The organism is Klebsiella sp. C283 (assembly GCF_048822555.1).
GTDB classification, from domain to species: Bacteria; Pseudomonadota; Gammaproteobacteria; order Enterobacterales; family Enterobacteriaceae; genus Klebsiella; species Klebsiella quasipneumoniae.
On sequence record NZ_JBMEZS010000003.1, the window covers coordinates 115010 to 140821 of the forward strand.

At 57.4% G+C, this 25812-nt stretch carries 30 protein-coding genes; 17 read left to right on the plus strand and 13 right to left on the minus strand.

Annotated elements, in window-relative coordinates:
• Positions 1–741: 741 nt before the first annotated feature.
• Genes ACOI7Z_RS06235 through ACOI7Z_RS06245 form a run of 3 tightly spaced genes read left to right on the plus strand, consistent with a single transcriptional unit; the run spans position 742 to position 1903 of the window.
• Positions 742–1128 (plus strand): hypothetical protein, encoded by a 387-nt coding sequence (locus ACOI7Z_RS06235; protein WP_032452458.1) that lies wholly within the window; start codon positions 742–744, stop codon positions 1126–1128.
• A complete protein-coding gene (yecR, locus tag ACOI7Z_RS06240) occupies positions 1125–1463 on the plus strand; it encodes a YecR family lipoprotein (protein WP_087848970.1) in 339 nt (112 codons plus the stop codon). Before ACOI7Z_RS06235 ends, yecR begins: the two co-directional genes overlap by 4 nt.
• Positions 1464–1483: 20 nt before the next feature.
• Entirely contained in the window at positions 1484–1903 is a 420-nt protein-coding gene (locus ACOI7Z_RS06245; protein ID WP_065883861.1) for a hypothetical protein, read from the plus strand.
• Positions 1904–2106: 203 nt separating this feature from the next.
• On the opposite strand, the gene ACOI7Z_RS06250 is transcribed toward ACOI7Z_RS06245, so the two are convergent.
• The 4 genes from ACOI7Z_RS06250 to ACOI7Z_RS06265 all read right to left on the minus strand — a co-directional run bounded on the left by ACOI7Z_RS06250 (position 2107) and on the right by ACOI7Z_RS06265 (position 4192).
• A complete protein-coding gene (locus ACOI7Z_RS06250; RefSeq protein WP_087848969.1) occupies positions 2107–2877 on the minus strand; it encodes an ArsR/SmtB family transcription factor in 771 nt (256 codons plus the stop codon).
• Positions 2874–3266: an amino acid-binding protein gene (locus ACOI7Z_RS06255; protein ID WP_087848968.1), complete on the minus strand. Its 393-nt coding sequence runs from the start codon at positions 3264–3266 to the stop codon at positions 2874–2876. The genes ACOI7Z_RS06250 and ACOI7Z_RS06255 overlap by 4 nt, the downstream gene beginning before the upstream one ends.
• Positions 3259–3582 carry an antibiotic biosynthesis monooxygenase family protein gene (locus ACOI7Z_RS06260; protein WP_087848967.1) on the minus strand — a complete coding sequence of 108 codons (324 nt, stop codon included), beginning with the start codon at positions 3580–3582 and terminating at the stop codon, positions 3259–3261. Before ACOI7Z_RS06260 ends, ACOI7Z_RS06255 begins: the two co-directional genes overlap by 8 nt.
• A 136-nt stretch (positions 3583–3718) precedes the next feature.
• A complete protein-coding gene (locus ACOI7Z_RS06265) occupies positions 3719–4192 on the minus strand; it encodes an OsmC family protein (protein WP_023289207.1) in 474 nt (157 codons plus the stop codon).
• Between the two features lie 157 nt (positions 4193–4349).
• Here ACOI7Z_RS06265 and ACOI7Z_RS06270 point away from each other — a divergent pair, with 157 nt between their 5' ends.
• Complete coding sequence (locus ACOI7Z_RS06270) at positions 4350–4991, plus strand: GntR family transcriptional regulator (protein WP_064154847.1); 642 nt, start codon at positions 4350–4352, stop codon at positions 4989–4991.
• 290 nt (positions 4992–5281) lie between these two features.
• On the plus strand, positions 5282–5827 hold the full coding sequence (locus ACOI7Z_RS06275; RefSeq protein ID WP_087848965.1) for a cysteine hydrolase family protein: 546 nt from the start codon (positions 5282–5284) through the stop codon (positions 5825–5827).
• 54 nt (positions 5828–5881) lie between these two features.
• On the opposite strand, the gene ACOI7Z_RS06280 is transcribed toward ACOI7Z_RS06275, so the two are convergent.
• Both ACOI7Z_RS06280 and ACOI7Z_RS06285 read right to left on the minus strand, forming a co-directional pair.
• Complete coding sequence (locus tag ACOI7Z_RS06280) at positions 5882–6109, minus strand: DUF1272 domain-containing protein (protein ID WP_023289211.1); 228 nt, start codon at positions 6107–6109, stop codon at positions 5882–5884.
• A 111-nt stretch (positions 6110–6220) separates the two neighbouring features.
• A complete protein-coding gene (locus ACOI7Z_RS06285) occupies positions 6221–7414 on the minus strand; it encodes a zinc-dependent alcohol dehydrogenase (RefSeq protein WP_023289212.1) in 1194 nt (397 codons plus the stop codon).
• 609 nt (positions 7415–8023) lie between these two features.
• On the opposite strand from ACOI7Z_RS06285, the gene ACOI7Z_RS06290 reads away from it, so the two are divergent.
• From ACOI7Z_RS06290 to cydB, 6 genes are all read left to right on the plus strand, one after another.
• Positions 8024–8209 (plus strand): general stress protein, encoded by a 186-nt coding sequence (locus ACOI7Z_RS06290; RefSeq protein ID WP_004150795.1) that lies wholly within the window; start codon positions 8024–8026, stop codon positions 8207–8209.
• Between the two features lie 90 nt (positions 8210–8299).
• On the plus strand, positions 8300–8794 hold the full coding sequence (locus ACOI7Z_RS06295) for a ferritin-like domain-containing protein (RefSeq protein ID WP_023289213.1): 495 nt from the start codon (positions 8300–8302) through the stop codon (positions 8792–8794).
• Between the two features lie 26 nt (positions 8795–8820).
• The gene (locus ACOI7Z_RS06300) at positions 8821–9327 is read left to right on the plus strand and encodes a ferritin-like domain-containing protein (RefSeq protein WP_023289214.1); all 507 of its coding nucleotides are present in this window, start codon (positions 8821–8823) and stop codon (positions 9325–9327) included.
• 15 nt (positions 9328–9342) lie between these two features.
• A complete protein-coding gene (locus ACOI7Z_RS06305) occupies positions 9343–10230 on the plus strand; it encodes a manganese catalase family protein (protein WP_023289215.1) in 888 nt (295 codons plus the stop codon).
• A gap of 55 nt (positions 10231–10285) precedes the next feature.
• A complete protein-coding gene (locus ACOI7Z_RS06310; RefSeq protein ID WP_023289216.1) occupies positions 10286–11692 on the plus strand; it encodes a cytochrome ubiquinol oxidase subunit I in 1407 nt (468 codons plus the stop codon).
• Positions 11689–12699 carry a cytochrome d ubiquinol oxidase subunit II gene (gene cydB, locus ACOI7Z_RS06315; protein WP_087849421.1) on the plus strand — a complete coding sequence of 337 codons (1011 nt, stop codon included), beginning with the start codon at positions 11689–11691 and terminating at the stop codon, positions 12697–12699. The genes ACOI7Z_RS06310 and cydB overlap by 4 nt, the downstream gene beginning before the upstream one ends.
• Here cydB and ACOI7Z_RS06320 read toward each other — a convergent pair.
• From ACOI7Z_RS06320 to ACOI7Z_RS06330, 3 genes are read right to left on the minus strand one after another with little or no spacing between them, the layout of a single operon-like run.
• The gene (locus ACOI7Z_RS06320) at positions 12693–13613 is read right to left on the minus strand and encodes an HlyD family secretion protein (RefSeq protein WP_023289218.1); all 921 of its coding nucleotides are present in this window, start codon (positions 13611–13613) and stop codon (positions 12693–12695) included. The two genes, cydB and ACOI7Z_RS06320, sit on opposite strands and share 7 nt — an antisense overlap.
• Positions 13610–13822 (minus strand): DUF1656 domain-containing protein, encoded by a 213-nt coding sequence (locus tag ACOI7Z_RS06325; RefSeq protein WP_049014926.1) that lies wholly within the window; start codon positions 13820–13822, stop codon positions 13610–13612. The genes ACOI7Z_RS06320 and ACOI7Z_RS06325 overlap by 4 nt, the downstream gene beginning before the upstream one ends.
• Complete coding sequence (locus ACOI7Z_RS06330; RefSeq protein ID WP_087849422.1) at positions 13815–15872, minus strand: FUSC family protein; 2058 nt, start codon at positions 15870–15872, stop codon at positions 13815–13817. Before ACOI7Z_RS06330 ends, ACOI7Z_RS06325 begins: the two co-directional genes overlap by 8 nt.
• Before the next feature lie 77 nt (positions 15873–15949).
• Here ACOI7Z_RS06330 and ACOI7Z_RS06335 point away from each other — a divergent pair, with 77 nt between their 5' ends.
• Complete coding sequence (locus ACOI7Z_RS06335) at positions 15950–16744, plus strand: AraC family transcriptional regulator (protein ID WP_087849423.1); 795 nt, start codon at positions 15950–15952, stop codon at positions 16742–16744.
• A gap of 59 nt (positions 16745–16803) precedes the next feature.
• On the opposite strand, the gene ACOI7Z_RS06340 is transcribed toward ACOI7Z_RS06335, so the two are convergent.
• The gene (locus tag ACOI7Z_RS06340; RefSeq protein WP_023289222.1) at positions 16804–17001 is read right to left on the minus strand and encodes a hypothetical protein; all 198 of its coding nucleotides are present in this window, start codon (positions 16999–17001) and stop codon (positions 16804–16806) included.
• A 568-nt stretch (positions 17002–17569) separates the two neighbouring features.
• On the opposite strand from ACOI7Z_RS06340, the gene ACOI7Z_RS06345 reads away from it, so the two are divergent.
• From ACOI7Z_RS06345 to ACOI7Z_RS06360, 4 genes are all read left to right on the plus strand, one after another.
• Complete coding sequence (locus tag ACOI7Z_RS06345; RefSeq protein WP_023289223.1) at positions 17570–18202, plus strand: helix-turn-helix domain-containing protein; 633 nt, start codon at positions 17570–17572, stop codon at positions 18200–18202.
• 45 nt (positions 18203–18247) lie between these two features.
• A complete protein-coding gene (locus tag ACOI7Z_RS06350) occupies positions 18248–18403 on the plus strand; it encodes a hypothetical protein (RefSeq protein ID WP_032429125.1) in 156 nt (51 codons plus the stop codon).
• 425 nt (positions 18404–18828) lie between these two features.
• Complete coding sequence (locus ACOI7Z_RS06355) at positions 18829–19515, plus strand: EAL domain-containing protein (protein ID WP_087849424.1); 687 nt, start codon at positions 18829–18831, stop codon at positions 19513–19515.
• 134 nt (positions 19516–19649) lie between these two features.
• Positions 19650–20060 carry a Spy/CpxP family protein refolding chaperone gene (locus ACOI7Z_RS06360; RefSeq protein ID WP_023289225.1) on the plus strand — a complete coding sequence of 137 codons (411 nt, stop codon included), beginning with the start codon at positions 19650–19652 and terminating at the stop codon, positions 20058–20060.
• 84 nt (positions 20061–20144) lie between these two features.
• Here the strand turns inward: ACOI7Z_RS06360 and ACOI7Z_RS06365 are convergent, their stop codons facing one another.
• Entirely contained in the window at positions 20145–21647 is a 1503-nt protein-coding gene (locus tag ACOI7Z_RS06365) for a UbiD family decarboxylase (RefSeq protein ID WP_087849425.1), read from the minus strand.
• A gap of 120 nt (positions 21648–21767) precedes the next feature.
• Here ACOI7Z_RS06365 and ACOI7Z_RS06370 point away from each other — a divergent pair, with 120 nt between their 5' ends.
• Positions 21768–22667 (plus strand): LysR substrate-binding domain-containing protein, encoded by a 900-nt coding sequence (locus ACOI7Z_RS06370; protein WP_023289227.1) that lies wholly within the window; start codon positions 21768–21770, stop codon positions 22665–22667.
• On the opposite strand, the gene ACOI7Z_RS06375 is transcribed toward ACOI7Z_RS06370, so the two are convergent.
• Positions 22664–24448: a diguanylate cyclase gene (locus ACOI7Z_RS06375; RefSeq protein WP_087849426.1), complete on the minus strand. Its 1785-nt coding sequence runs from the start codon at positions 24446–24448 to the stop codon at positions 22664–22666. The two genes, ACOI7Z_RS06370 and ACOI7Z_RS06375, sit on opposite strands and share 4 nt — an antisense overlap.
• A gap of 72 nt (positions 24449–24520) precedes the next feature.
• On the minus strand, positions 24521–25729 hold the full coding sequence (locus tag ACOI7Z_RS06380) for an HD domain-containing phosphohydrolase (RefSeq protein ID WP_044522251.1): 1209 nt from the start codon (positions 25727–25729) through the stop codon (positions 24521–24523).
• Between the last annotated feature and the right edge of the window lie 83 nt (positions 25730–25812).

Sequence of the window (25812 nt, forward strand, 5' to 3'; positions counted from 1 at the left end):
GAGCCGGTGGTGGTTAGCTTTTTATATCATTATTTTGATAAAACTTGCTTATGTTATCATGAATTATCACAGGGGTAATTAATGTGAATGCATATTATTTATCAGTGGGCAATAAAACACGCAATGAGCTTCATGGGGTTAATCTGTAAGTCTTGCCCCATTCCGATATGATAAGATGAAGCTTATACTGGGGTGGCAGGAATAGAGATAACAAAACATACTAGAGTTATGCATCTTCCCGTGGCGAGAAATTAATCATCGATAAAGCGATGTATTGACATTACCTCAATAAAAAAACACATTTCACAAGTTAATAACTTTGTGTTCTCATTCTTTTTGCTGACAATTGCCCGATCTTACGAGTACGGGAAAAGTAAAAGCCAGACACTTGAAACATCCAACCCTTATCAAAAATACAGGATTATAAATGGAAAAGGATTAATACCTTCATTGTTGTCACGATGTTATTCCTGGCTAGCCCTGCTTTTGGGGACGTCATTACGCAGATGAGAAGTGAGGCAAATGAGATATCAGGGGCCGCTCACGTTATTTGCTACCAAGGCCTGCAGTTGATTCATGGGCTCATAGTCGAAAGCAACGCTGTATGCGGCAGGAGACGTGCTGGGTCTGTTGCTTGGTGATTCATCTACTGGAACGAAGAGCGTATCAGCCTGGATCGACAGTCGACCGTTGAAGCACTGATTTATAAATTTGAATATAACCACATGGAAACACAACTATATGATGAAGAAAATCCCCCCCACCGCGCTGCTGTTAGCTTGCGCACTGGTTGGTTGCACCGTAAACCAAATAAACGATCAGGAAAAGCACGTCGCGAAGTTTCGCGAAACCAGGAGCCTTTACAACAAAGCGCTACTGCGCTGCGAGGAGATCGCTAACAAGAAATATCATGGCCAGTTGTATGGCTCTGTCCGGGTTGAAGGTGAAGCGCGTGTCGCGGTCTCCCGCGGGTATGAGAAAGAGCGCCGTGTCTGCGCTGACAATTATGACCGGAAAATGAGAGCATTGTGGGATGCTCAACCTGCCGATGTTCATGCGTTTTATGAGCAACGCCGCGCTGAATTGCATCAAGAAAACAACGCCGTTAATGAAGAGGCAAAAAGATGAACATCCTGAAGACGCTTTCTGGCGTAGCACTGACGACGGCGCTGGCCGGGTGTGCCGTTCCCCCTCCAATGGGCGTCACTAACGCGAGCCGCGCTGACGCTACCGTTAAATTTTCGTACCTGCTAAAGGGTAGCCAGCCTGCTAACTTCACGCCGACCTTTAACGGCGCGCAGGAGAAGGCGGCGGCAATCTGCAAAAAATGGGGGTACACCGGCGCGGAGGCTGTCGATGAACTCGCCAAAACTGAATGCTCCGAGACGAATATATTCATCCGCGGTTGCCTGAAAGGCGAAGTGTCAAAACTGTACATGTGTAGTGGCAAGATCCAACAATAGAGAAAATAATGAAAAAATTGATGATAGCAATCACCCTGGCGACCGTCGCTGCAGCACCGGCACACGCCATTAACGCTAAATATCGCGAACAGCTGGAGCGCTCCGGATGCAATGAGATGAACGCCGGGCAGGGCTGCGACATCCACAAAACTAAAGCGCAAAACGCCGCAGAAGCGAAGAAGAGCCAGAACTTTTCGAAATTCGCTGGTACCTACTCCGTTTTCCTTCGGAATGGTCAGCGCATTGGCAACAAAATCATTGTGGTGAAGCCCCATGAGGTGCGTTACAACGGCCACCTGGCGGAGCGCCCGCGGGTCGTCAACGGCGTGCTGCTGTTTTCCGTGCAGGAGGCACAATTCTCCATCACCAGCACGCACGGTAATGAGCTGGGAACTTGGTTCAACGATGCGAACGATACCGGCGGCACTATCGGCCGATAGGCTGCCCGGAAAAAAGACCCGCTGCGGCGGGTTTTTTTACACCACCGCTTCCTCCAGTGTCGCGAGTGGAGAAAGCAGGTAATACGAAGCTAGTGTTTAATTTTGAGCTCGGCAGCGTCGGCAATAAATATATGCTGGAGCTGAAAAAGGGTGCCCGGAACTAAACCATTTTCTGCAGGTACGCCAGAAAAAATGTGAGTAATCTATGCGTTGCGCTCACTATGATTAACGTTTTCTGGTGGCTCAACATAGTCTAATCCGCGGATGCTATCTTTGAGATTAAACAGCCGGGACAGCGCCGCTCTGCCGCTATCCGTCACTTGCACTTCCCGATATCCCGGCGTGCGGGTGATCCATCCTTTCTGCTCAAACAGCGCCATCAGCGCCGATCCGGCGTCGCCTCCCAGATGAAAACGTCTTTCGCTCCAGTCAAGACAGGGGCAGCAAGGCTTACGTCGCGGTCGAGCGTTAAGTACTGCGCCCAGGCTTTCAAGCTGGGTTTTACCGGCTGACGTCAGGGACTGCCCATCGGCCGTCAGCCATTTTTCCCGCAGCATAAACTCATAAATATTCACCGCCAGTTCGCCCGCCAGATGGTCGTAGCAGGTGCGGGCGTAGCGAAGCGTAACCGGCGTGCTGGTGGCCAGCGCCTTATGCGCCTGCATTGAGACGCCCATCAGGTTTTCCAGCAGCCCGGCGATATGCGGGCCCGCCAGGCGGTAATAGCGGTGGCGCCCCTGCGCGAGACACACCACCAGCCCGTTGCTGAGCAGCCGGGCAAGATGTCCGCTGGTGGTGGAGGCGGAGACCTCGGCGACCGTGCTGAGCTCGGTCGCCGTCCATGCGCGCCCGTCCATCAGCGCGCAGAGAATACTGACCCTTGACGGGTCGGAGAGGGCTGAGGCCACCATCGCCATCGCGGTTTCCAGCGCCGCCTCTGGCTCACTGTCTTGCTGCGTTTTCAGGAGATTCATTCAAAAAGTATGGCCCATTTTTTGGTCACTTCCGCTGCCCGGGTGTCATCATCGGTAAGGAGAATGAGCCGGTTACGGTGGTCGCTGTACTGTACCAGAATATTAATACCGTTGCGGGCCAGGGTGTCTGCAATGTCTCCCAGTTCCCCGGGTCGTTCCTGGGGTAACTTGCGTATCAGAGGACGGCATACATCGCTGACCGTAAATCCGGCCTCGGTCAGCACCCTGCGGGCTGTCTCACCGTCTTCCACCAGAAAATGCGCATGTCCGGCATCAGGCGTGGTGAATACCCCACCACCTTCGAGACCCACACCGTTGTTGCCCAGCGCTATACCCATTGCGCCCAGCGAGCCCGGCGTGTTGCTGAGAATGACGTGAATATCATACATCTGGCTGTGCTCCCCGATCCGATGAGTAATCCCGGAACACGCGGGCAACGCGTATTCTGTAATATGAAAAAATCGATGCTTTGCCTTCGCGCTGGGCAGCCAGATGCCGCTCATTTTGCTGCCAGTTGGCCACCGATGCTTCATCTTCCCACCAGGATAACGAAAGGATTTTGCCGGGCGAATTCAGGCTCTGAAAGCGCTCGATGGCGATAAACCCCGGCGTGTCTGAAAGCAAAGGCGTCAGCCCGGCCGCCAGTTGAAGATATCTTTCCTGTGCTTCCGGTAAGGCGCCGGCCTCAAAAAGTACCGCAATCATAAGTCTGCTCCGTGGTGAATTTCCCTGCAGTCTAATGACGGCCAGAGCAGGATGCTTCGGTGTGCAGCGAAGTGTGGCTGAGGTTGGATACCCCAGCCACATTTCCTGAGCGCCGGATGACCGCGCCAGAAACGAGTTACTCTGCGTTAAAGATAATAAATTCAGGCTGGTAGCTGACCGGGAAATTGACCGAGCGGGCGATAAAACAGACGTGATGGATCTGCTGATGAATGGCCGCGGCGGCGTCGAGATCGGTACCTGGTAATACGGTGATTTTCGGCCTGAGGGTAGCAGAAATAAAGCGACCCGCGCCCCCTTTTAATACTTCACCCGTTGCCACCGGCGAGTCCTGATATTCCATGACCGTAATGCCGGCATCTGAGGCCAGATGTAAGTACCACAGCATGTGACAGGCAGAGAGAGAAGAGAGCAGGAGATCTTCCGGGTTCATTTTGCCGGGATCGCCGCCCAGTAATGGATCATTTGAACAATGAATGGGTTCTTTTCCCTTTACCGCGATATCCCAGGTTCGGGCATAAGCCTTGTAACCCGAGGTACCCGTGCCCTGATTGCCGGTCCATGTGATATGACTGGTATAAGCATGTTCCATTGATTTGCCTTTCTCTTTAGAGGGATGAATTTCTTCACTGCGGTATCGTCCAGGTGCATTGCCTGAACGAAGCCGCAGGTAGAATCGCAAGGTTGTCATGACGTTGGCTATAATGGCATAATGGTATACCATTTATGAATGATGTAAAGAGAGCCAAATGAACGCTGCTACCCGTTCGACCGCCGACATCCTTGCCAGTGAGTTAAAAATCTTAATCAACAAGGGGGCATTGCGAGATGGCGACCGGCTTGTAGAGCGCGACCTGGCCTGCCAGTTTTCTGTCAGCCGTATCCCAATGAGAGAAGCGATACAGCAGCTTGAGCGCGAAGGTCTGGTTGAGATTTACAGAAATCGTGGCGCGGTGGTGAAAACGCTGACGGCCGCAGATGTCGATGAAATTTATCAGCTGCGGGCACTCCTGGAAGGTGAAGCCATTTTTCATAGCCTGAAGAATATGGACCCGGAAACGCTTGCCCGGGCAGAGCTGGTGCATCAGCTGCTGAGCAGCGCTTCTGAACCCGAGCAGCAGGGGAGGTATAACCGGGAGTTTCATGAACTGCTGTATCGGAAGTGTAACAATCAGCGCCTGTTGAAGATGATCGGTGAATTGCGCGAGCAGATTGAAAGATATGAGCTTTTTCAGAACAGACTGCTGTCGGATACGCTGAAATTCCAGGATGAGCATCAGCAGATCCTGATGGCCTGCCAGCAAAATAATCCACAGGAGGCTCGGGCATATACCGTGAAACATATTCTTTCAGCAGGCGAAACCCTTCGCGCCTATATTGTAAGCCGTTAATGGTTGCGTAAAGCGGCTGCGTTGTTCAGGCATAAATTGCAATCCGTCTCAGCTCAATGCTATAAGAAAAGAGCCGTTATAATGGCGCTTATGTTTTATCTGTAAAGAATAAGTGAAGGTCAGATAATGATTACGTCAGTGCAGCCAACCACCACCGTCACCACCACGACCGTAACCTGCGGTGGTGTGGGCGTATCTGTGACCGGCTCCTGACAAACAGATCCTCACTCCCCGCCAATGTGGACGGGGAGCGTCTTCTCCGTTCGTGACAGACTGAATGGAGACCCATCATGATTTCATCTGAACATGCCCTGTTAATTATCGATATGCAGCAGGGGCTTTTCCGTGGCCCGGTTTCCCCGTATCAGGCCGATGCGCTTCTGGCGAACGTTTGCCTGCTGATTGAAAAAGCGAGACAGGCTGAGGTGCCAGTCTTCTTTGCCCGCCATACCGGACCTGACGACTCTCCGTTCTCCGCGCAAAGTCCATTAACCCAACTGCTGCCTGAGATGGGGGTTAACTGCGAGCGGGATATCGTTTTGATTAAAAAATACCCCTCCTGTTTCCAGCAAACTGACCTTGAGCATCAGCTCGCCCAGGCCGGCGTAAAACAGCTGGTTATTGCCGGGATGAAAACCGAGTTCTGCGTGGACACGACCTGCCGAGCGGCATCGGCGCTGGGATTACGGACGGTGTTAATCTCGGATGCGCACTCAACCATGGAAAACGAACGTTTATCAGCGCCTGACATCATTGGCCATCACAATGTCACCCTTGCGGGGCCCTTTGTGACGCTGTCGACCGCGGCAGAGTGGCGCTTTTCGGCAGAGAAATAAGGGTGAAGAAAGGGAGCCTGAGGGCTCCCGTTCGCGACGCCTGCTCATCCGGTTTTACTGCGTATGGCGACGCAGGGTGGAGGCGGGGTGACGCCGGAGCGCCTCTTCGGGACGCACCGGGCGCCGCACCAGCTCGCCGCCGCAGTTCGGGCAATGACCGTTCAGCCGGGCCGTCATGCAGTCCTGGCAAAAGGTACACTCGAACGAACAGATAAACGCTTCGGGTGAGTCTGGCGGCAGATCTTTATCACAGCATTCGCAATTCGGGCGTAACTCGAGCATGACCTTCTCCTGTGGTTAATGGCGGTATCCGCCACGGCGGGCCAGCGGATGCTGTATTTATATCACGGCCCGCACTGGCCGCCGAAGGGTTTCGCTGCGTTAACCTCCGCCTCAAAGCGTTGCCTTTCCGGGCTGCATCCCCGGCACGAGGATCACTTTGCGGCATGCCTCTTCACGCTTCTCAAAGATCTGATAGCCGCGCGCGGCCTCCTCCAGCGGCATATGGTGCGTGATAATCTCCTCCGGGGTGAGCAACCCTTGCTCAATTAGCGCCAGCAGATCCGGCAACCAGGCATGGACGTGGGTTTGCCCCATTTTGAAGGTCAGCCCCTTATCAAAGGCATCGCCAAACATAAATCCGTGAATGAAACCGGCGTAAACCCCAGGCACGCTGACGATGCCGCCGCGGCGCACGGCGGCGATGCACTGGCGCAGCGCTTTCCCGCTGCTGCCTTCGATTTTCAGGGTGCTGAGGACGGTTTCCGTGAGGCTGCCTTTCGCCTCGAAGCCGACGGCGTCAATCACCGCGTCGACGCCGCGATGGCCGGCGGTGTTGTCGATAATCCACTGCGCCGGGTCGTCATGGTGGTCGAAGTTTATCGGGATCGCGCCATAGCGCTGCTGCGCGAAGTCGAGTCGGTAATCGTTATGATCGATGATGAATATCTGCTCTGCGCCATTGAGCCTGGCGCAGGAGGCGCACAGCAGGCCAACCGGGCCGGCGCCAAAAATAGCCACGCTGCTGCCGGGTTTGACCTCGGCGTTTTTTACCGCCTGCCAGGCGGTGGGCAGAATATCCGACAGAAACAGCACCTTTTCATCGGGTAAGGTGTCCGGCACTTTAAACGGGCCGGTATTGGCTTTGGGAACCCGCACATATTCCGCCTGGCCGCCGGGGATCCCGCCGTACAAATCACTATAGCCAAACAGCGCCGCGGGTGGCGAAATACCTTTGCGATTGAGCGTCGCCCCCTGGCCGCTATTGGTGCTTTCGCAGGCGGCATATTGCTGCAGGCGACAAAAGAAGCAGTCTCCGCAGGCAATGACAAACGGGATAACCACCCGATCGCCTTTACGAACCGCGGTGACGTCCGAACCGGCGTCCACCACTTCCCCCATAAATTCATGGCCGAAAATATCACCATGGTGCGTGCCGGGGATCTTTCCGCGGTAAAGGTGCAGATCGGAACCGCAGATCGCCGTCGCCGTGACGCGCAGAATAATATCGTCCGGCGCCTCAAGGGCTGGGTCGGGCATGGTGTCAACGCTGACATGATGGGGGCCATGATAAGTGAGTGCTTTCATAGAGTCTTCTCCTGGAGAGAATGGCTGATCGCATCAGGCGCAAAGGCAAAGTGACCTGACGCTATTGCCGCCGATAAACCACCGTGAAAATAAAGCGTAGAGTACTAATAATGGAACTGCGTGATATTCCAGTCGCTGAATATATTCCACGCTTCGCTTATTTATTGGCGTTATTTGCCTGTTTCCCCTGAATATGCCAGGCTTAATCGGGCATGATATTCGCTCCATTTTATTTTTCCAGCCGCTTCCCCAGCGGCTTTTTTTTGCCTTAAAAACAAGAAAAATTCCTAATTTCAGTCGGGCTACAGGCAATACTGCCGCTTCGTTATATAACCCAATGGGAGTAACCCGCCGGTATAAATAATTCTTTGCCGCATGGGGAGTCTCTACGCATTATTTCCCTGAACACAGGGGGTTAGCCGAAATGTGCCGTCTGGTTGTTTTTGATGTGTTTTATAGAATTATTCCGAATTGCTGCTAAAAGGTGTCGGAAACACCGGATAATAATTTGACTAACCAGCATTACCCGCTAGATTTAAATATCGAACGACGAGTGATACGGAATATTTTCGTATCGTACTGACATAACCGATATACATGAGGTGAAATATGGCAGAGCATCGTGGTGGTTCCGGTAATTTTGCTGAAGACCGTGAAAAAGCTTCTGAAGCAGGTCGTAAAGGTGGTCAGCACAGCGGCGGGAACTTTAAAAATGATCCGCAGCGTGCGTCCGAAGCGGGTAAAAAAGGCGGACAAAACAGCCACGGCGGTGGCCGCAAGTCTGATAATTCCTGATTATCCTTTTCCTTGCACCCTGAAGTGAAAGTATCTCCTGCGAGTCTGTCACGGGCTCGCAGTTATTTTCTGACTCCAGAAGGTATTTCTATGAATATGAAAAGCATTGAAGATGTATTTATTCACCTGCTCTCAGATACCTACAGCGCAGAGAAACAATTAACCCGCGGGCTGGCTAAACTGGCCAGAGCGGCGTCCAGTGAAAAACTCAGCGCGGCGTTCAATGCTCATCTTGAAGAAACCCAGGGCCAGATTGAACGTATCGACCAGATCGTTGAGCAGGAATCCGGTCTGAAAATTAAACGCATGAAATGCGTGGCCATGGAAGGATTAATCGAAGAGGCCAATGAAGTCGTTGAGAGCACGGAAAAAAATGAAGTACGTGATGCCGCGTTAATTGCCGCTGCGCAAAAGGTCGAGCATTACGAAATTGCCAGTTACGGTACCCTGGTGACCCTGGCGGAACAGCTGGGTTATAAAAAAGCGGTCAAACTGCTGGCCGAAACCCTGGAAGAAGAAAAACAAACCGATGTGAAATTAACCGACCTGGCGGTAGGTAATATTAATAAAAAAGCAGAAAAATAAACGCTCCCTGACACGAGGAAATCACGATGAATCACATTGAACATTATCATGACTGGCTACGAGATGCGCATGCCATGGAAAAACAGGCAGAATCCATGCTGGAATCAATGGCTGGCCGTATCGATAATTATCCGGATCTCCGTGCCAGAATTGAACAGCATATTAATGAGACCAAACGGCAAATTACCGTGCTGGAAGAGATCCTCGACCGCAACGAGATTTCGCGCTCGGTGATTAAAGATTCGATGAGTAAAATGGCGGCTCTCGGCCAGTCCATCGGCGGGATGTTTCCTTCCGATGAAATAGTCAAAGGCTCGATCAGCGGGTACGTCTTCGAGCAGTTTGAGATCGCCTGCTATACCTCTCTGCTGGCGGCGGCTGAAAAAGCGGGCGATACCGCTTCCATTCCGGCCATTGAGGCCATCCTGGCGGAAGAGCAGGCCATGGCCGACTGGCTGATCAAACATATTCCTCAGACCACGGAGCAATTTCTCCTGCGTTCAGATGCTGACGGCGTAGAAGCGAAAAAATAACCAGGAGGCAGGCCTATGTTTCGTCATGTGAAACAACTGCAGTATACCGTGCGCGTTGCTGAACCCAATCCGGGGCTCGCGAATTTACTGCTCGAACAGTTTGGCGGCCCTCAGGGCGAGCTGGCCGCCGCGTGTCGTTATTTCACTCAGGGATTAAGCGATGACGATCCCGGCCGCAAAGACATGCTGATGGATATCGCGACAGAGGAGCTGAGCCATCTGGAGATCATTGGCACCCTGGTCGGCATGCTAAATAAAGGCGCCAAAGGGGCGCTGGCGGAGGGCACCGAGAGCGAGGCGGAACTCTATCGTTCGCTCACCGCCAACGGCAACGACAGCCATATTACGTCGTTACTGTACGGCGGCGGTACCCCGCTGACCAATTCGGCGGGCGTGCCGTGGACGGCGGCCTACATTGATACTATCGGCGAACCCACCGCCGACCTGCGGTCAAACGTCGCGGCGGAGGCGAGGGCGAAGATCGTCTATGAACGGCTGATCAACGTGACCGACGATCCCGGCGTAAAAGACGCGCTGGCGTTCCTGATGACCCGCGAAGCGGCGCATCAGCTCTCTTTTGAGAAGGCGCTGCAGTCAATTCGCAACAACTATCCGCCGGGCAAACTGCCGCCCATTAGCGAGTACGCGAACACCTACTACAATATGTCTGAAGGTGGAGAAGTACGCGGCAGCTGGAACAGTGACAAACACTTCGATTATGTCAAGGATCCGCAGCCGGCCGTGGATGGCGGAGATGGCAGCGCCTCTGTCGGCCTGACGCCGGAGCAGGAAGCGCTGTGCAAAGCGATGCTGAAGCGAACAGAGTCTGACCCGCAGGGTGATCCTTTGACCGGCGCTGAACTGGGCGCCGGTAAGCAAAACACCTCATCATCGGCTAAGTGATGTTCGCATAAGCCCCGGCTGCGGCCGGGGCGTTTCATAATGATGGGTGCGGATTATGTTTGAATTTGACGCGTTTCATCTGGCCCGACTGCAATTTGCCTTTACCGTTTCCTTCCATATTCTGTTTCCGGCCATCACCATCGGCCTTGCCAGCTACCTTGTGGTGCTGGAAGGGATGTGGCTGCGAACCCGGGATAACGTCTGGCGCTCGCTCTACAACTTCTGGCTGAAAATTTTCGCCGTCAATTTTGGCATGGGCGTGGTTTCCGGATTAGTCATGTCCTATCAGTTCGGCACCAACTGGAGCGGATTCTCCCAGTTTGCCGGCAGTATTACCGGCCCGCTGCTGCTGTATGAAGTGCTGACCGCCTTCTTCCTCGAAGCGGGATTCCTCGGCGTGATGCTGTTCGGCTGGAGCAAGGTGCCGCCGGCGCTGCATTTTTTTACCACCTGCATGGTAGCCCTTGGCACCCTGGTCTCCACCTTCTGGATCCTCGCCTCCAATAGCTGGATGCAGACGCCGCAGGGTTTTACCCTCGAAAATGGCCACCTTATCCCGCAGGACTGGCTGGCGATTATCTTTAACCCCTCATTCCCGTATCGCTTGTTCCATATGGCGATCGCCGCGTTCCTCAGCAGCGCCATGTTCGTCGGGGCCTCCGCCGCCTGGCATCTGCTGCGCGGCAACGACTCGCCGGCCATCCGCAAAATGCTGTCGATGGCGATGTGGATGGCGCTGCTGGTGGCGCCCATCCAGGCGGTGGTGGGGGATATGCATGGCCTTAACACCCTTGAGCATCAGCCGGCGAAGATTGCGGCGATTGAAGGACACTGGGAAAACCGGCCGGGCGAGGCCACCCCGCTGCTGCTGTTTGGCCTGCCGGATATGGAAGAGGAGCGGACCCGCTATGGCCTGGAGATCCCGGCGCTGGGCAGCCTGATCCTCACCCACAGCCTGCATAAGCAGGTGCCGGCCCTGAAAGATTTCCCGAAAGAAGACCGGCCCTATTCGCCCGCCGTGTTCTGGTCGTTCCGTATCATGGTTGGGATGGGCGTGTTGATGATCGCCTTAGGGATCTGCAGCGCCTGGCTGCGCTATCGGCGGCGGCTGTACCATTCGCGTCCCTTCCAGTGGTTTGCGCTCTGTATGGGGCCCGCCGGTCTTATTGCGCTGGTCGCCGGGTGGGTGACCACCGAGATGGGCCGTCAGCCGTGGGTGATCTACGGTTTGCTGCGCACCCGGGACGCGGTGTCGTTGCACAGTACGCTGCAGATGGCTATCAGCCTGCTGGTGTTTATCGTGGTCTACTGCGCGGTGTTTGGCGTGGGGTATTACTATATCTTCCGGCTTATCAAAAAAGGGCCGCAGCCGGTGACGGAGCTGACCTCGCAAACCGCAGGCACCCCGGCGCGTCCGCTCTCGGCGGCAGAGCCGGTGCGGGATGAGGAGAACGCATCATGAGCATCGATATCTCGGTGATTTGGTTTGTCATCATTGTCTTCGCCACGTTGATGTATATCGTGATGGATGGTTTCGATTTAGGCATCGGGATGCTGTTCAGCGTGGTGCATGACGCCGAAGAGCGCGATGTGATGGTTAACAGCGTGGCGCCCGTCTGGGATGGTAACGAAACCTGGCTGGTGCTCGGCGGGGCAGGGCTGTTCGGCGCGTTTCCGCTGGCTTACGCGGTGATCACCGATGCGCTGGTTATCCCGCTGACGGCGATGCTCATCGGCCTGATTTTCCGCGGCGTGGCGTTTGAGTTTCGTTTTAAAGCGGTTCCCTCGCATCGCACCTTCTGGGACTATGCCTTCGCCGGCGGCTCGCTGCTGGCGACCATCAGCCAGGGGATTGTCGTCGGCGCCTTTATCAACGGCTTTGCGGTAGCCGACCGCCGCTTCGCCGGCTCGACGCTGGACTGGCTTACCCCCTTTAACCTGTTCTGCGGTCTGGGGCTGGTGGTGGCCTATCTGCTGTTGGGCACCACCTGGCTCATCATGAAAAGCGAAGGCGTGCTGCAGCAGCGGATGCGCGAGCTGACCCGCAAGGTGCTGCTGGCGCTGATGGCGGTGATCGCGGTGGTCAGCGTCTGGACGCCGTTGGGCTGGCGCTACGTGGCGGAACGCTGGTTTACGCTGCCCAATTTCTTCTGGTTCGTGCCGGTGCCGATCCTGGTGCTGACCCTGAGCCTGTGGATCTGGCGCCTGAGCGCGCGCCCCGCCAGCCACGCTCGTCCCTTTATCCTGACGCTGGGCCTGATATTCCTCGGCTTCAGCGGGCTGGGGATCAGCGTCTGGCCGAACATTATTCCGCCGCACATCTCCCTGTGGGATGCCGCCGCGCCGCCCTCCAGCCAGGTATTTATGCTGCCGGGGGCGCTGCTGATCATCCCGGTGATCCTGATGTATACCGCCTGGAGCTATTACGTCTTTCGCGGCAAAGTGTCCGGTAGCGAAGGCTATCACTGAGAGGACAGCAAGTCGGCTACTGATGATTGGCCGGCGCGCCGCGCCGTCCGGTCAGGGATGACCGAAATGGTCGCGGACAGACCGGCGACCCGCTCCACCCCTGCGGGCAGGGTATCGATATGGATACGCACCGGCACACGCTGCGCCAGCCGCACCCAACTGAACGTTGGCTCGACCTGCGGCAGGCCCAGGGCGCCGGTTTCATCATTGGTATCGCCGATCCCGTGCCCGATGCTCTCCACATGGCCGGTAATAACCGGGTCATAGCCCATCAGCGTGATGTGCGCGGTATCGCCAATGTGGATGTGGCGCAGACGGGTCTCTTCAAAATACCCCACCACCCAGAAGCTCTGACCATCGATAATGGCGACTGTCGTCACCCCGGCGGTGGCATAGTCGCCGGGGCGCAGCCGGAGATGGGTCACGTAGCCGGATACCGGCGCCCGCACGGTGGCATGGGCTACATTCAACTGCGCCAGCGCCAGTGCCGCCAGCGCGCCCTGGTAGTTAGCGGCCGCGACGCTGGCCGCGCTGTTGGTCTGTTTCAGATCTTCGCTGGAGATGACGCCCTGGATCTGCGCCCGACGTCTGGCGGCATCCTGGCGCATCGCCATCTCCTGGCGTCGGGCTTCCACCTCCGCCTGAGCGCTGCTGACCGCCAGCTTCAGCCAGCGCGGATCGATGGTATAGAGTACCTCTCCCCGATTGACCCACTGGTTGTCTTTCACCGCCACGCTGGCCACCGGCCCCGAGACATTGGGGGCGATCTGCACCACGTCGGCCCGCATCCGGCCATCGCGGGTCCAGGGCGTCTGCGCCTCCTGTTTCCAGAAAATGAAAGCCAGTAGCGCGGCGGCGGCGACGGCGCCTAAAGTCAGGGCATAGCGGCCCAGAAGTGTCAGATACAGTGTCATACGGATAACCCCAGCGAGTGAACGCCCTGCAGGAGCAGGAAGAAAAGCGCGATAAAAAGGGACAGCCCCCACAGCGGCCGGCACGGCAGGCGACCCGGGCCGCGGGCGGAGAAGATAAGCGGTTGCAGCAACAGTGTAGCGAGCAGGGCGATAAGGCCGACAATCAGCAGGCCGGGGAAAAATACCCCGCCCAGCGCGAGGTCACGCATGGTTCTGGCTCTCCTCAGGCAGGTGTAAGGCGCAATACAGCGCGATGAGCGCTTCCGCACGTTCGCGCGAGGCGGCATCGGTCGCCGGTAAAGCCTGGGCCAGCAGCGCATTGACCGGTTGCTCCAGGGCCGTCATGTCCGGCTGCGGGTTCAGCGCGTCCAGGAGCGCTTGCACTGCGTCCGCCGACGCACTGTCCGCCTGCTGATAGCGACGGCGCAGATGGATCACGGCGAGACCGGTACGAATATCGCGCAGCATCGTGTCAAGCAACTGACCGGCTGCCGGTCCGCTCTGCGGCAGGCAGGGCAGCAGTAATGCGGTTCGGTCGATCATCAGGTTGGTCCAGCGGTGGGCATTGTGCGCCAGCCGGCCGCGAGCGGCGCGGCGGATATCGCGCTGGCACAGCGTCAGCAGACGACGGATAGCGGTTTCCGCCTGCACGGTTTGCAGCAGGCGCATACCAAACGCCGCATAACCGACGGCGATAAACAGCGCGAGCGCGGTATTGATCGCCGTCGCGAAGTCGCCGCGGTAGCTGGCCCCCAGCTCGCACAATATCGGCAGCGTCAGGGTGATGCCCATCGCCATAAAGGTGGTGGTTGGCCGCGCCTGCAGCGAGCCGGCCAGCAGATAGACCGGGGCGAGCACCGCCGCCAGCAGCGCAAATTCGTTCACCTGCGGCAGCAGGACGAAGCTGTAGAGCAGGCTGAACAGCACGCCCCACACGCAGCCGATCAGGTATTTCACCAGATGCGCCGCCGGCGCGTCGAAGCTGGCGAACAGGCTACAGCAGACCCCGAGGATCGAGACCGCGGTGCCGCCATCGGGCCAGGCGGATCCTATCCAGATCAGGCAGCCGCTAAGGATGATGACGAAGGCGCCGAAGGAAGTCCGCAGGGCGCTGAGCGGATCGCGATGGAAAACATAACCCTTCGCCGCGCCGGCGTCGGGGGGCAGGGCAGGCGACCGCCGGCGATAAACCGCCTTCGCCAGCCGCTCGCTCTCCTGCAGGAGGCGGATGGCTTCCGCCAGATGGCGCGCCAGGCTGAGCCGCAGCGCCTCGTCCATGGTCTGCGCGTCAGTAGCGTACCGGGCGATGAGCCGCTCGCAGCGGAAGAGAAGTCCGTCTGCCGAGGGCGCCGACCTGGCGGCTTGCGGGCCTGTCAGCCAGGCCTCTGCCTCCGCCAGCAGCGCCTGCAGGTCGTCAGGTGGCGGCCCGCTCCGCTGTAAACGGTCATACAATTCGCCATTGACGATCAACAGTCGCGCCAGTCGGTCGTGGATCGCTTTTCTCGCCTGGCGGTGAGGGACAGACAGGCCGTCATCCCAGGGCAGGTGGTGGTTAATGCCCTGGAGAAACTGCAGGCTCAGCGCCAGCCGCAGCGTTTCCGCCGCCACCGGCTTGCCTGCCAGCGTATCGGCGATCCGCTGGCGGGCGGTTGCCAGCGTCTGTGCCAGCGTGCTGTTAAACCGCCCGGCGATGCGCACCGGCAGCACGAAGCGATGGATCAGGCCGGCGCATAAGATACCGATGACGATCTCTTCCACCCGGGTGACGGCGAGATCAAAGATCGTCCCGGGCGCGGAGACGGCGGGAAAGCCAATCAGGCTCGCGGTGTAGCCCGCCAGCAGGAAGGCGTACCCGCGCGGCGTGCGTTCAAGCAGGGACAGGCAGAGGCTACCCGCGATCCACAGGGCCAGCACGACGCTGCACAGGATCGGCTGGTTGACGAAGGTGGGCACGATGATCACGGTGGCCGCCGCGCCGACGACGGTCCCGACCAGCCGATAGACGCTACGGCTCAACGAGGCGCCCGCCGAGGTCTGCGAGACGATATAGACGGTGATGATGGCCCAGGAAGGCCGCTGCAGACCGATGGAGAGCGCGAGATAGTAAGCCAGCATCGCCGCGGCGAAACTCTTCGCAGCATAGATCACCGCCTGGCCATCGCTGCGCAGCGCGGCTGAGGGTGTTTGCGGCATGAAACGGCGCGCGACGGCGCCTGCGGCCCGCAGCCAGCGGGCCTGACGAAAGAGGATGATGTTCATGCCGCCGATTATTGCCGGCTTGCGCTTGCGGAGAAATACTCTATTCTGTCAAAAAATACCTGAATCTTGCCAACCGTATGCCATCACCCTTTGCCAATACGCTGTACGATCCGGACGCATCTTCCTGCCCGGCCGTCGCGCGTCATCTTGATTTTGTCGAGTATGAAGCCGAAGTGCCGGTGCATAGCCATCGTAAAGGACAACTGATTATCGTGCTGTATGGCGCGGTGCGTTGTCGGGCGGAAAATAACCTGTGGATCGTGCCGCCTCGCTGCGCGGTATGGATCCCGGGCGGTATTGCCCACAGTGTGACCGCCACCTGGAACGCGCGCCTCAACTACCTGTTTATTGAACCCGGGGCGGCGGCGCTGCCCGACAGCTGCTGCGCGCTGGCGCTCTCTTCCCTGATCCATGAGCTGGTGGGGCGGCTCACCCGCGAAGGGGCGGACTACGCGGCGGATAGCCATGCCGGGAGACTGACCCGGGTGACCCTTGACGAGCTGGCGACCATGCCGGCGCAGCGCCTGAATCTGCCCGTCTCATCGCACCCCAAAATACGCGCCATGGCCGACAGGCTGGTGAGTCATCCTGACGATCGCAGTACCCTGCCGGTGTGGGCGAAACGTCTGGCGCTGAGTGAACGCTCCCTGGCGCGCCTGATGCAGCGGGAGACCGGCCTCACCTTCGGACGCTGGCGCCAGCAGCTGCATCTGATTATTGCCCTGCAGGAGCTGGCCAGCGGCGTTTCGGTACAAAACGTGGCGGCTAAGCTGGGGTATGAGTCGGTGAATGCTTTCATTACCCTGTTTAAAAAAACGATGGGGACGACGCCGGCGCACTATTTTGCCGAACGGCAGACCGGCACTCGTTAAGAAAAAGGGACGGGCGACGACCGCTGGCCTGACGCCCGCCAGAGAGGGCGGGCAGGGGCTTACGCTTTCGGCGACTTGATCTTAATAATAAATCGCTCATTCAGCCGGGTGATCCTCGCGCCAATGTCGCCAAACTCGGTGGCGATTTTAAAAAAATCGTCCGCGGCGACGTCGAAATCGAGTTCAATTTTCTGATGTTGTCCTGTCGCCAGTAATTCATAGAAATGGTCAAGGCTGCGGGCTTTTTCGCTGGGCATCGTATTTCTCCATGGTCAACCAATCAGCAGGGCGTTTATGACTTATCGCGCTTTCCGGATTATTCAGCAGAATGGCAATGGGGCCTGATATAAGATTATGCAATGACAGTAAGAGTGGGGTAGGGCGATATTATTCCGTGTTGTTAAACCGTGCGGTCGCGCGTTTGCCGGCGATACCATGACGGCAGGAACAATCCTGTGGCGTCGGCTGATGATAGACATTGTTTGATGACAATTTGATGTCAGTAAAATGAACCTGCAAGGGCTCGGGATTTCATATCGCTAAATAATTTTTATTCTGTGGCTGTTAAGGTAGTTCTTAACTACTTTATGGTGATGGGGCTTTATTTTTTATGGCCAACGGCGAGGGAACAACGATGCAATTACTTGATTTATTCGCAGGCTTATTGTGGTTAAGCAGCGTTATTTTCCTGCTGTTTGTTCTTGATGTGGTCATCACCCGTTATCTTTATCGTAAATAACCGACAGCGGCGACGGCGCTCGGCGTAGGGTACAGCGCCGGAGGATGATAGTATAACGCCGGGACTGATTCAGGAAGGAATGCGCGGTGGCCGGGAGAGTTGATTACGATATTGAAAAATACCAGTTTACCGAAGCCGGCGAAACGTCGCGGCTGCGGGAGCAGTGGCGCGAAGTCTATCAGGAGTGCCGTCAGCTGCAGGCCGGGGCAGAGGAGCGCCTGCGCATTGCGTTACTGAACGTCGACTACGTCACCAGCTTCGAGCTGCCTTTTCGCCTGCTGCTGGTGCGCGCGCCGCAGCTGATCGCCGACGTCCGCGAGACGCTGCAGCTCAGCCGTAAAGCCGCCGTTTTCAACGGCAAACGTTACGGCTGCGTCTACAGTTTGAAGCAGGATTTACAGGCTGTACCGGAGAGCTTTCATTACCACCTGACAAACCGCATTCGTCGCGTCGAAGCGACGGGCCTGACGGCGGCGCCGTACCAGCAGATCGCCCGGGAGATTAAACCTGCCCGGGATCGACTCCGCCAGGCATTAATCGCCGGCCTGCCGGTTACCGCGCTTGATGCCCTGTTCTGGTTCGGTAGTCAGCGGGTGGCGGCGGACATTGCCCAGCTGCGCCGGTCCGGGATGGCTATTGTCACTGAGGAGGTGGAGGTCAGCGACAATCTGTTCAATACCACCCGGCGGGTACCGGTTTATCGTCTGACCAGCGCGTGAGCGGGCCTCGCTTCGCCCAGCCGCTGCCTCTGCAGGCAGTCGACCATTGCGCCATCAAACCAGACGCACAGCCCTCTGGCGGCATGCCGCGGAGCCGGTTCCCGCCACGCGCTGACGCTGAGCATGATCAGCATCAGCGCCAGCGGAACCACGTATATTCTTTTCACTACCCTGTTCCCGCTTCGCCTTTTCTGCCAGTAAGGTAGCGGGAAAATATGACGTTTCGTTGACCCGGCTGCCTGATTTATCGCCCGCAGAAGGCATGGCCGGCGGGGCGTGCCGGGTGATGCGTTATTCATCTTCGCATAACAATATGACAAAACTGGCGGCTTGTTTTTTTCGTTTTTATTACACCATGTTTTTTATCCTGCAGGGAAAAGCATGAAGTCGCCATGCCTGGCGGCGGGGTTATCTTGTAACTTGCTGGTTTGAAACGATATTTTAATTGTGATTTACGCGGGTCTGACAGCGGTGGCAAATTTATATTAATTCACTTTACCGATCAATAAATTATATCTTGATAGCTTTTAGCTATCGAATGTTTCTTATCGATCATTTTAAACTATTTTTGTTAGCGGGAAATATATGACATGCTTTAACCCTTTCTTATTTCTGGTATTTTTTAAATGGTTAAAGAAAACGTGAAAAATACCTCTTATCGCTTCGTTCTGGAGCCCGCTATTAGCGATGGTGGCGGTTACCACTCGTGGGAATTGCTCACTAAAGACATTATAGCACCCGCACAAAATAACACCTCAGCGCCCACGTTTTCTTTCTCCACGCTCACCGAAAGCGATAAGCTTGCACTATTTACCCGACAAATCGAGTTGCTTTCCGTATTTGATTTTTCCCAGGTCGATAATAAGCCGATCTCTCTGAATATTGATGATTTATTAAGCCATTTTATTCTGACTGACCGCTATCTCTGTGATTTTCTGCGCTCCTGTAAAAACATTGCTCTGGAAATAAATGAGAATTTTCATGAATTTATCGCCGGTCGTGAACTGACGGCGCTGAGCACGCTGGCGGCGCTTTGCCCGGTCTGGCTGGATGACTTTGGTCGCGGACGAACGACGTTCCGGCTGCTGGAGCGATTTCGCTTTGATTGCGTCAAAGTGGATAAAGACTATTTCTGGAACAAAGAAAACGATCCCGCTTTGCCCGGGCTGTTACAGGCTATTCATACCCTGACCGGGCATGTGATTGTGGAGGGGATCGAAACCGAAAAGCAAAAACGGCTCATCAATGCGGCCGGGGATATCATTGGTCAGGGCCGTTACTGGAAGGATGAATATATCTTTCTTTGCTGCTGAGCGCCCGCCGGGGCCAGGTTCGGTTACCTGCCATGCTTTTCTTATCCAGTTTTAAACGAATGCTTTGTTACAGATAGTCTTTATTCCCGCGATGATAATCCAGTCTCTTTTACTTGCCTGAAGGATAACTCATTGTGAATACACGCTTGCGTAACACCCTGATCGCCATTGCGCTGACCACCTGCTTCACCGCCGCCAGCCAGGCGTCGACCTCGGCTGACGTGCCGTCTGTCTCGCAGGACCCGGTCGTCCAGCACCTGAAGCTGAGTGAGGATCAGGTCGCCAAAATCCAGGCGCTGCGTCAGGGCTTCGAAAACAGTGTGAGCCAGATTAAAATCAGCGGCTATCAGGACGGTGCCCTGGCCGACGTGATTCATTCCGGGAAATGGGATGAAGCCAAAGTCAAACAGCAGCTGGCTGCCTTTAGCCAACTGGATCAGCAGGTGCGCTATTATCGCGTGAAATACTACTTCGACGTCAGCCAGGTGCTGACCGCCGAGCAGCGTGAGCAGGTGAAAAAAGACCTCGCCGCGGCGATCAACTAACCCGCCTTCGCCATCCGCTCCGGATGGCGCTGCATCGGGCGACAGACGCCGTGTGTCCGGCGCCTGTCGCCCCGCTTGACTGACTTACTGACCGTGGCCGTTTTCCAGACGGGCAAAATACTCCGGGGCAAACGGACGCGGGTCGACATCGGCAAACGGCGCACGCTCAAAGTGCGCTTTCAGCGCCCAGGGAACCGTGCAGTCAAAAATCGTCTTGCAGCTGATACCTTCCCCGCGGATCGACGGACTGTATTCCGGCGTCTGGGAAGGATCGAGCTGGTGACCGCGGATACCGGGGAGGGTGGTGATGCTGACATCCCCCTGCATGCGGGTGGTCATCGCCCACAGGATATCGTCGCTGTCAAAGATATCGACATCCTCATCAACCAGAATGATGTTTTTCAGTTCGGAATAGGTCGCCAGCGCCAGCAGCGCAGCCTGTCCCTGACGTCCTTCGTCGGCGGGCTGACGTTTTTTCACCTGCAGGATCCCCAGAAATTTACCGCCGCCCGCGGTGTGGGCGTAGACGTTTTGTAAAAAGCCCGGGATGGCGGCCTCGACGGCATTCCAGATACTGGCTTCGGTCGGCAGCCCGGCGAGGGTGGTATGTTCTTCCCCCGGTCCCACCAGCGTCTGCAGGATGGCATTGTGCCGCATGGTTACCGCTTTGACTTTGATCACCGGCAGCGACGGGTTGGCGCCGCCACAGTAGCCGGGAAATTCCGGCATCGCGTGGCCGCTGTTGGTGTGTTGATCTTCTCTGACGCGCACGCCGGGCAGCAGTTCGCCTTCAATGACGATCTCGGCGCGGGCGATGGCTTTCTCCGGGACGCTGACGCCCTGCACCAGCTCCACCGGGCGCTGACGCAGCGCGCCGGCGACGCCCAGTTCGTTATAGCCAAACGGCGTGGTAGGGGCTTCGAAGCAGGCGCCAATATAGATGGCCGGATCGAGACCCATATTGATGGTTATCGGCAGCGGTTTGCCGGCAGCCTCGGCTTTCTGGCGAAACACTTCGATATGGCGGCCGGCGGCAAGAAACATCGACAGCTCATCCCGGCCCTGCACGCACAAGCGGTGGATGGTGACGTCGGTGAGTGAGGCGTCGTCAGGATCGCTGGCCAGCGCCAGGCCCAGGCAGAAGAAGGGGCCGGCGTCGATCGGGGTGTTGGTGGGCGCCGGGAGCAGGGTGCGCAAATCAAAGTCCGGATCGTCGGCCAGAAAAACCTGCTCCTGACAGGGGGCGCTGCCGGCCGGAACCACCACCGGCGCGACCGGTGTTTTCACCGCTTTACCCACCTCCAGCGCCAGCTGCGAAGCTTCGCAGCCCAGCAGCAGCGCCGCCCGCTGGCGGCTGGCGTGCATGCCCACCAGAATGCGTGAATGCGGATAGCCTTTAATATTGTTAAACATCATCGCCGGGCCAATGCGGGTGGGGCGCTTCACGGTGCCGCCGGCGCCGATATGACGATAGACGCCGGCCAGCTCGGCGTTAGGGTCCACCGTATGATTGGTTTCGAGGTATTGATTGTCATGCTGTTGCAGCAGCGCGATGGCGTCGCGCAGATCCTGAATCGGTGCGGTCATGATGTTCTCCTTAGCGTGTCGATGCGCACAGTATGCTTCGCAGGCTAATGGTTATCAATTGCATCATTCATGCGTTATTGATAAGATTTTTATTATCAATAAAACCCATGGAGTCCGGCCATGTCCTTGCGAGCGTTACGCCATTTTGTGGTCGTTGCCGAAGAGTTACATATGCACCGGGCGGCGGAGCGGTTACATATCGCCCAGCCCGCCCTCAGCCAGCAGATTAAACAGCTCGAGCAGCGTCTGGGGGTGGTGCTCTTCTCCCGCGCCAACCGCCGTCTGACCCTGACCGCCGCGGGCGAGGCCTTTTGGCAGAAGACGCGGCTGGCGTTGGAGATGGTCGACCAGGCGGCACTGGACGCCCAGCGCACCGCGCGGGGCGAGCAGGGAAGGCTGCATCTGGGGTATGTCTCCAGCGCGATGTACGACAGTAAACTGCCGGGGCTGCTGCGCGAGCTGCGCGCCGACTGGCCGGGGATTGAGCTGTCGCTGGTGCATGGCGATGTGCAAATGCTCTACGAAGCGCTGCTGGATCTGCGCCTGGATATCGCCATCATCCGGGCGCCGCTGGCCTCGCCGCCGGAGGCGCTGGTGGTCAGGCCGTTTGTGCGGGAAAAGCTCTGCCTGGCGCTCTATCAACAGCATCCGCTGGCGGGCGTGGGGGCGCTCAATCTGGCCTCATTGCGCGCGGATAACTGGATCTCGCTTGACGATCCGCAGGGCACCGGGCTGGAGCAGGTGTTTATTGACGCCTGCCGCGTCGCGGGCTTTACGCCGCAGGTGGCGCAGCGGATTAACGACGTCACCTCGATGATTAGCCTGGTCTCCGCCGGGGTCGGGGTGGCCCTGGTTCCGGTCTCGGCGCGGGCCTTACGCCTCGATAACGTGGTGTATATCGATCTTCAGGACCGGCTGGCGGAGAGTGAGCTGAGCATGGTTTACCACCGCCATATCCGTTCGGCGGTGGTGCGGAAAGTTATCTCGCTGCTCAATGCGACCGAGCAATCACCCGGTTAGCTGGTCTTCAGGCGGCCAAAGCTGACAATCCTTGAGCGGCCCAGCTCTTTCGCCCGGTACAGCGCGGCGTCCGCCGCGCGCAGCAGGCTGTCGCTTTGGGTGTGCTGCGGGTAGCTGGCGATGCCAATCGACACATCCACCTGGCCTATCTCGGTCAGACCATCGCGCAGCGTCATCGCATGCACCTGGGTATAGATCTCGCTGGCGCACTGGTGCGCCTCGGCTTCGTCAATGCCGGGGAGCAGCACCAGAAACTCCTCGCCGCCGTAGCGGAAAGCCGTGCCGATATCGCGCACCGCGCGCTGCACGATGGTGGCGACGCTCTTAATCACCAGATCCCCGGCCTCGTGGCCGTAGCGGTCATTGATGGCTTTAAAATGATCGATGTCGATCATCAGACAGCTCAGCGGGGTGTGGGTATGGACCGCCAGCGCCATCTGTGAATGCAGCGCTTCGTCAAGATGATGGCGATTACGCAGGCCGGTCAGGGAATCGAACAGCGCTTTTTCCAGCAGGGCGCTGCGTAAGCGCTGATTGGCCAGCGCCAGGCCCAGCGCTTCCGCCATCAGCTCAAGGTAGGCCCGGGAAGGGGCGTCACTGGCGGTAACGTTCTGAAAGGTCAGCAGCCCGATGGCTTCGCCCTGGGCGATGAGCGGTACGCAGAGCGACTGGCCGGCGTGCGCCTCCGGCAGATGATAGCAGGTGATATCGGGTTCGCCCTGCACCGGCGGATGGCTGAGTCCCCGACGTATCGCCCAACAGTCGTCGGGTGAAAAGGGCGTCGTCTCCCCGGCGGGCGCCAGCCACTGCGCCACGCAGCGCATCTGCCAGGGATCGGTATCCAGAATATACAGTTTCCCGGGGATCGTCGGGGCGATATTCGGCGCAAACAGTTCCGCCACCTTAATCACATCCTCAATGGTTTCACAGCCCTGCAGACGCTGGGTCATGCGCGCCAGCAGTTCGCGGATCGCCCAGTCAGCGTCGCGCTGCTGCTCCAGCTGCTGGCGGGCCAGGCCGTTCTCGCGAAAAATGCGGATGGCCTGGGCCATATCGCCAATCTCATCCACCTGAGTGAACTGCGGCGTCTCCACCGCATAGTCCTGGGAGGCGAGACGCTGCACCACGTCGCTCAGGCGAACCACCGGATAGAGCACCCGACGTTTGAGAATAAAGCCGAGGACGAACAAAAACATCAGCGCGGTCAGGCCGACCATGATTTCCGACAGGGTGCGCCAGATCCGCGAGCGTTCGGTGGCCTGGTCAATGGCGACGGCGGCGCGATTTTCGAGCATCTGGCGGAAGCGATCGATCTGCGTCTGCATGCGTTCCAGCTCGGTCTCGTATGCATTGCCGTACAGCACGGCGATGGCCGCTGGCGCATCGCCGTGGGCGACATGCGCCAGGGCGGCCTGTTGTTCATCCTGCAGTTCAGCGGCAATCTGCAGGCCATCATGCAGCAGCGCCAGCTCCTCGCGGCTGGCGCCGTTATCTTTCAATCTGGCCAGCCGCAGCTCAATGTTTTTGTCGGTCCGCTGCAGCTGCTGGTACTGCTCCAGCGTCTCCGGCGAGGGCTTAACCACGTATAGCCGGGCGAGGTCAGACAGCGCCCAGGCGTCGTTTTCCACCTTGTCGGAGAGGGTATCAAAGACCTGGCGCTGCTGTACCGCCTGGCGTTCGACGCGGTCTGCGCTGGAGGCCATGAGCATGGCGCTCCCGGAGGCCAGCGTCAGGCCGACGGTGATCCCGTAGGCCCAGTTGGTGATGGTGGCGATTCTCACCCTGTGTTTCCTTGCATGCAGATGAAGCTGTTTTAATTATAGAACCCGTCCCCGTCACGACGGTGGTCCGCTTCAGGGACGGTGCTCGCTGCGGGGGTGTTCGAGGGTCTGAAGAATGATGGCGTGTAGCGTTTCCGCATGGTGGCGCAAAACGAGAAAGACATCGCGATCCAGAGCGCCATTTATAACATCCGTTTCCATAATCTGTAAGGCCTCCTGCCAGGCCATCCCTTTACGATAAGGGCGATCTTCGGTCAGGGCGGTGAAAATATCGGCGATGGAGATAATGCGGTCGGCGAGGGTCAGGTGATCCTTTTCGAGATGCAGAGGGTAGCCGCTGCCGTCCAGTTTTTCATGATGATTCGAGGCCCAGTTGATAATGTCGCCAAGCTCGCTGTAGTCGCTAAGGAGATCCCCGGTCATGTAGCTGTGCTCGCGTACCTGGCTCAGCTCGTCGTCATCCAGCTCCCCCTCTTTTTCCAGAATAGAAAGAGGGATATAAACCTTACCAATGTCGTGCAGATAGCCGGCAACCTGTATTTGCTGGCAGATGGGCTCCGGCAGCTGCATCCAGTGGGCAAGCTGGCGGGCGATTTCCCCCACCATAATACTGTGGCTGGCGGTAAAGCTGCTGTAGGTGTCGACAATTTTGGCAATCAGCAGGCAGACATCTTTCAGACCGTCAATATCCAGATACAGCGTGTTGATGGGGGCAATAATTTCCAGCAGCCGTTGAATATGCCCGGGATGCAGGTGCTGCCAGAAGTTCGCATTTTCAGCGACCTCGCACAGGGTATCGCAGAGTAACGGATCGATCTCCCGGTGCAGGGTGACGAACTGCTCCACCACTGCCCGCGTGGGCCAGGCGGTCACGCGGCTATCCGCCGGCAGCAGCCGTTCAAAGGCATCGGCGAAATAGACAATATGCTGTTCGCGGCTGCCGCGGTGCTCCGGGCTAAAGTGGTGGTCGCGAATAAAGGGGACGATGGGCCGGAAGGTTGCTAACCCCTCGAGCATCGCCGCCCCCTGGCGCTGATGCGGATCGTGGATATTATCGATGGCATCCAGCGAATGAATGGTGCGTCTATCACCCAGTACGCCGATATCGTGCAGCAGCGCGGCGCAAAAGATGGTCTGCTGCCGCTCGGCAGGCAAGCCCAGCCTTTGCGCCAGCGTCAGGGCGATTAAGGCCGTTCGTTGCATATGCCGGTGCAGATCAGGGTTAATGATCTGAATGACGTTGGTGGTCAGCATCAGGGCCGACTTCAGGGCAATACGCATTTCTGTTCTCCGTTCGCGTCACCCGGCGGGCATAAATGACCTCGGGGGTGCCGGAAGTGTCGATAATCTGATCCCAATGCGTG

What these genes read in the sequence shown, in the direction of transcription:
- ACOI7Z_RS06280 (WP_023289211.1), bottom strand. Translation starts at nt 6,109, where the DNA reads ATGCTCGAGTTACGCCCGAATTGCGAATGCTGTGATAAAGATCTGCCG.
- yecR (WP_087848970.1), top strand. Translation starts at nt 1,125, where the DNA reads ATGAACATCCTGAAGACGCTTTCTGGCGTAGCACTGACGACGGCGCTG.
- ACOI7Z_RS06275 (WP_087848965.1), top strand. Translation starts at nt 5,282, where the DNA reads ATGATTTCATCTGAACATGCCCTGTTAATTATCGATATGCAGCAGGGG.
- ACOI7Z_RS06380 (WP_044522251.1), bottom strand. Translation starts at nt 25,729, where the DNA reads ATGCGTATTGCCCTGAAGTCGGCCCTGATGCTGACCACCAACGTCATT.
- ACOI7Z_RS06235 (WP_032452458.1), top strand. Translation starts at nt 742, where the DNA reads ATGATGAAGAAAATCCCCCCCACCGCGCTGCTGTTAGCTTGCGCACTG.
- ACOI7Z_RS06260 (WP_087848967.1), bottom strand. Translation starts at nt 3,582, where the DNA reads ATGATTGCGGTACTTTTTGAGGCCGGCGCCTTACCGGAAGCACAGGAA.
- ACOI7Z_RS06250 (WP_087848969.1), bottom strand. Translation starts at nt 2,877, where the DNA reads ATGAATCTCCTGAAAACGCAGCAAGACAGTGAGCCAGAGGCGGCGCTG.
- ACOI7Z_RS06305 (WP_023289215.1), top strand. Translation starts at nt 9,343, where the DNA reads ATGTTTCGTCATGTGAAACAACTGCAGTATACCGTGCGCGTTGCTGAA.
- ACOI7Z_RS06290 (WP_004150795.1), top strand. Translation starts at nt 8,024, where the DNA reads ATGGCAGAGCATCGTGGTGGTTCCGGTAATTTTGCTGAAGACCGTGAA.
- ACOI7Z_RS06325 (WP_049014926.1), bottom strand. Translation starts at nt 13,822, where the DNA reads ATGCGTGACCTCGCGCTGGGCGGGGTATTTTTCCCCGGCCTGCTGATT.
- ACOI7Z_RS06340 (WP_023289222.1), bottom strand. Translation starts at nt 17,001, where the DNA reads ATGCCCAGCGAAAAAGCCCGCAGCCTTGACCATTTCTATGAATTACTG.
- ACOI7Z_RS06335 (WP_087849423.1), top strand. Translation starts at nt 15,950, where the DNA reads ATGCCATCACCCTTTGCCAATACGCTGTACGATCCGGACGCATCTTCC.
- ACOI7Z_RS06320 (WP_023289218.1), bottom strand. Translation starts at nt 13,613, where the DNA reads ATGACACTGTATCTGACACTTCTGGGCCGCTATGCCCTGACTTTAGGC.
- ACOI7Z_RS06265 (WP_023289207.1), bottom strand. Translation starts at nt 4,192, where the DNA reads ATGGAACATGCTTATACCAGTCATATCACATGGACCGGCAATCAGGGC.
- ACOI7Z_RS06355 (WP_087849424.1), top strand. Translation starts at nt 18,829, where the DNA reads ATGGTTAAAGAAAACGTGAAAAATACCTCTTATCGCTTCGTTCTGGAG.
- ACOI7Z_RS06330 (WP_087849422.1), bottom strand. Translation starts at nt 15,872, where the DNA reads ATGAACATCATCCTCTTTCGTCAGGCCCGCTGGCTGCGGGCCGCAGGC.
- ACOI7Z_RS06295 (WP_023289213.1), top strand. Translation starts at nt 8,300, where the DNA reads ATGAATATGAAAAGCATTGAAGATGTATTTATTCACCTGCTCTCAGAT.
- ACOI7Z_RS06365 (WP_087849425.1), bottom strand. Translation starts at nt 21,647, where the DNA reads ATGACCGCACCGATTCAGGATCTGCGCGACGCCATCGCGCTGCTGCAA.
- ACOI7Z_RS06370 (WP_023289227.1), top strand. Translation starts at nt 21,768, where the DNA reads ATGTCCTTGCGAGCGTTACGCCATTTTGTGGTCGTTGCCGAAGAGTTA.
- ACOI7Z_RS06300 (WP_023289214.1), top strand. Translation starts at nt 8,821, where the DNA reads ATGAATCACATTGAACATTATCATGACTGGCTACGAGATGCGCATGCC.
- ACOI7Z_RS06285 (WP_023289212.1), bottom strand. Translation starts at nt 7,414, where the DNA reads ATGAAAGCACTCACTTATCATGGCCCCCATCATGTCAGCGTTGACACC.
- ACOI7Z_RS06270 (WP_064154847.1), top strand. Translation starts at nt 4,350, where the DNA reads ATGAACGCTGCTACCCGTTCGACCGCCGACATCCTTGCCAGTGAGTTA.
- ACOI7Z_RS06245 (WP_065883861.1), top strand. Translation starts at nt 1,484, where the DNA reads ATGATAGCAATCACCCTGGCGACCGTCGCTGCAGCACCGGCACACGCC.
- cydB (WP_087849421.1), top strand. Translation starts at nt 11,689, where the DNA reads ATGAGCATCGATATCTCGGTGATTTGGTTTGTCATCATTGTCTTCGCC.
- ACOI7Z_RS06310 (WP_023289216.1), top strand. Translation starts at nt 10,286, where the DNA reads ATGTTTGAATTTGACGCGTTTCATCTGGCCCGACTGCAATTTGCCTTT.
- ACOI7Z_RS06255 (WP_087848968.1), bottom strand. Translation starts at nt 3,266, where the DNA reads ATGTATGATATTCACGTCATTCTCAGCAACACGCCGGGCTCGCTGGGC.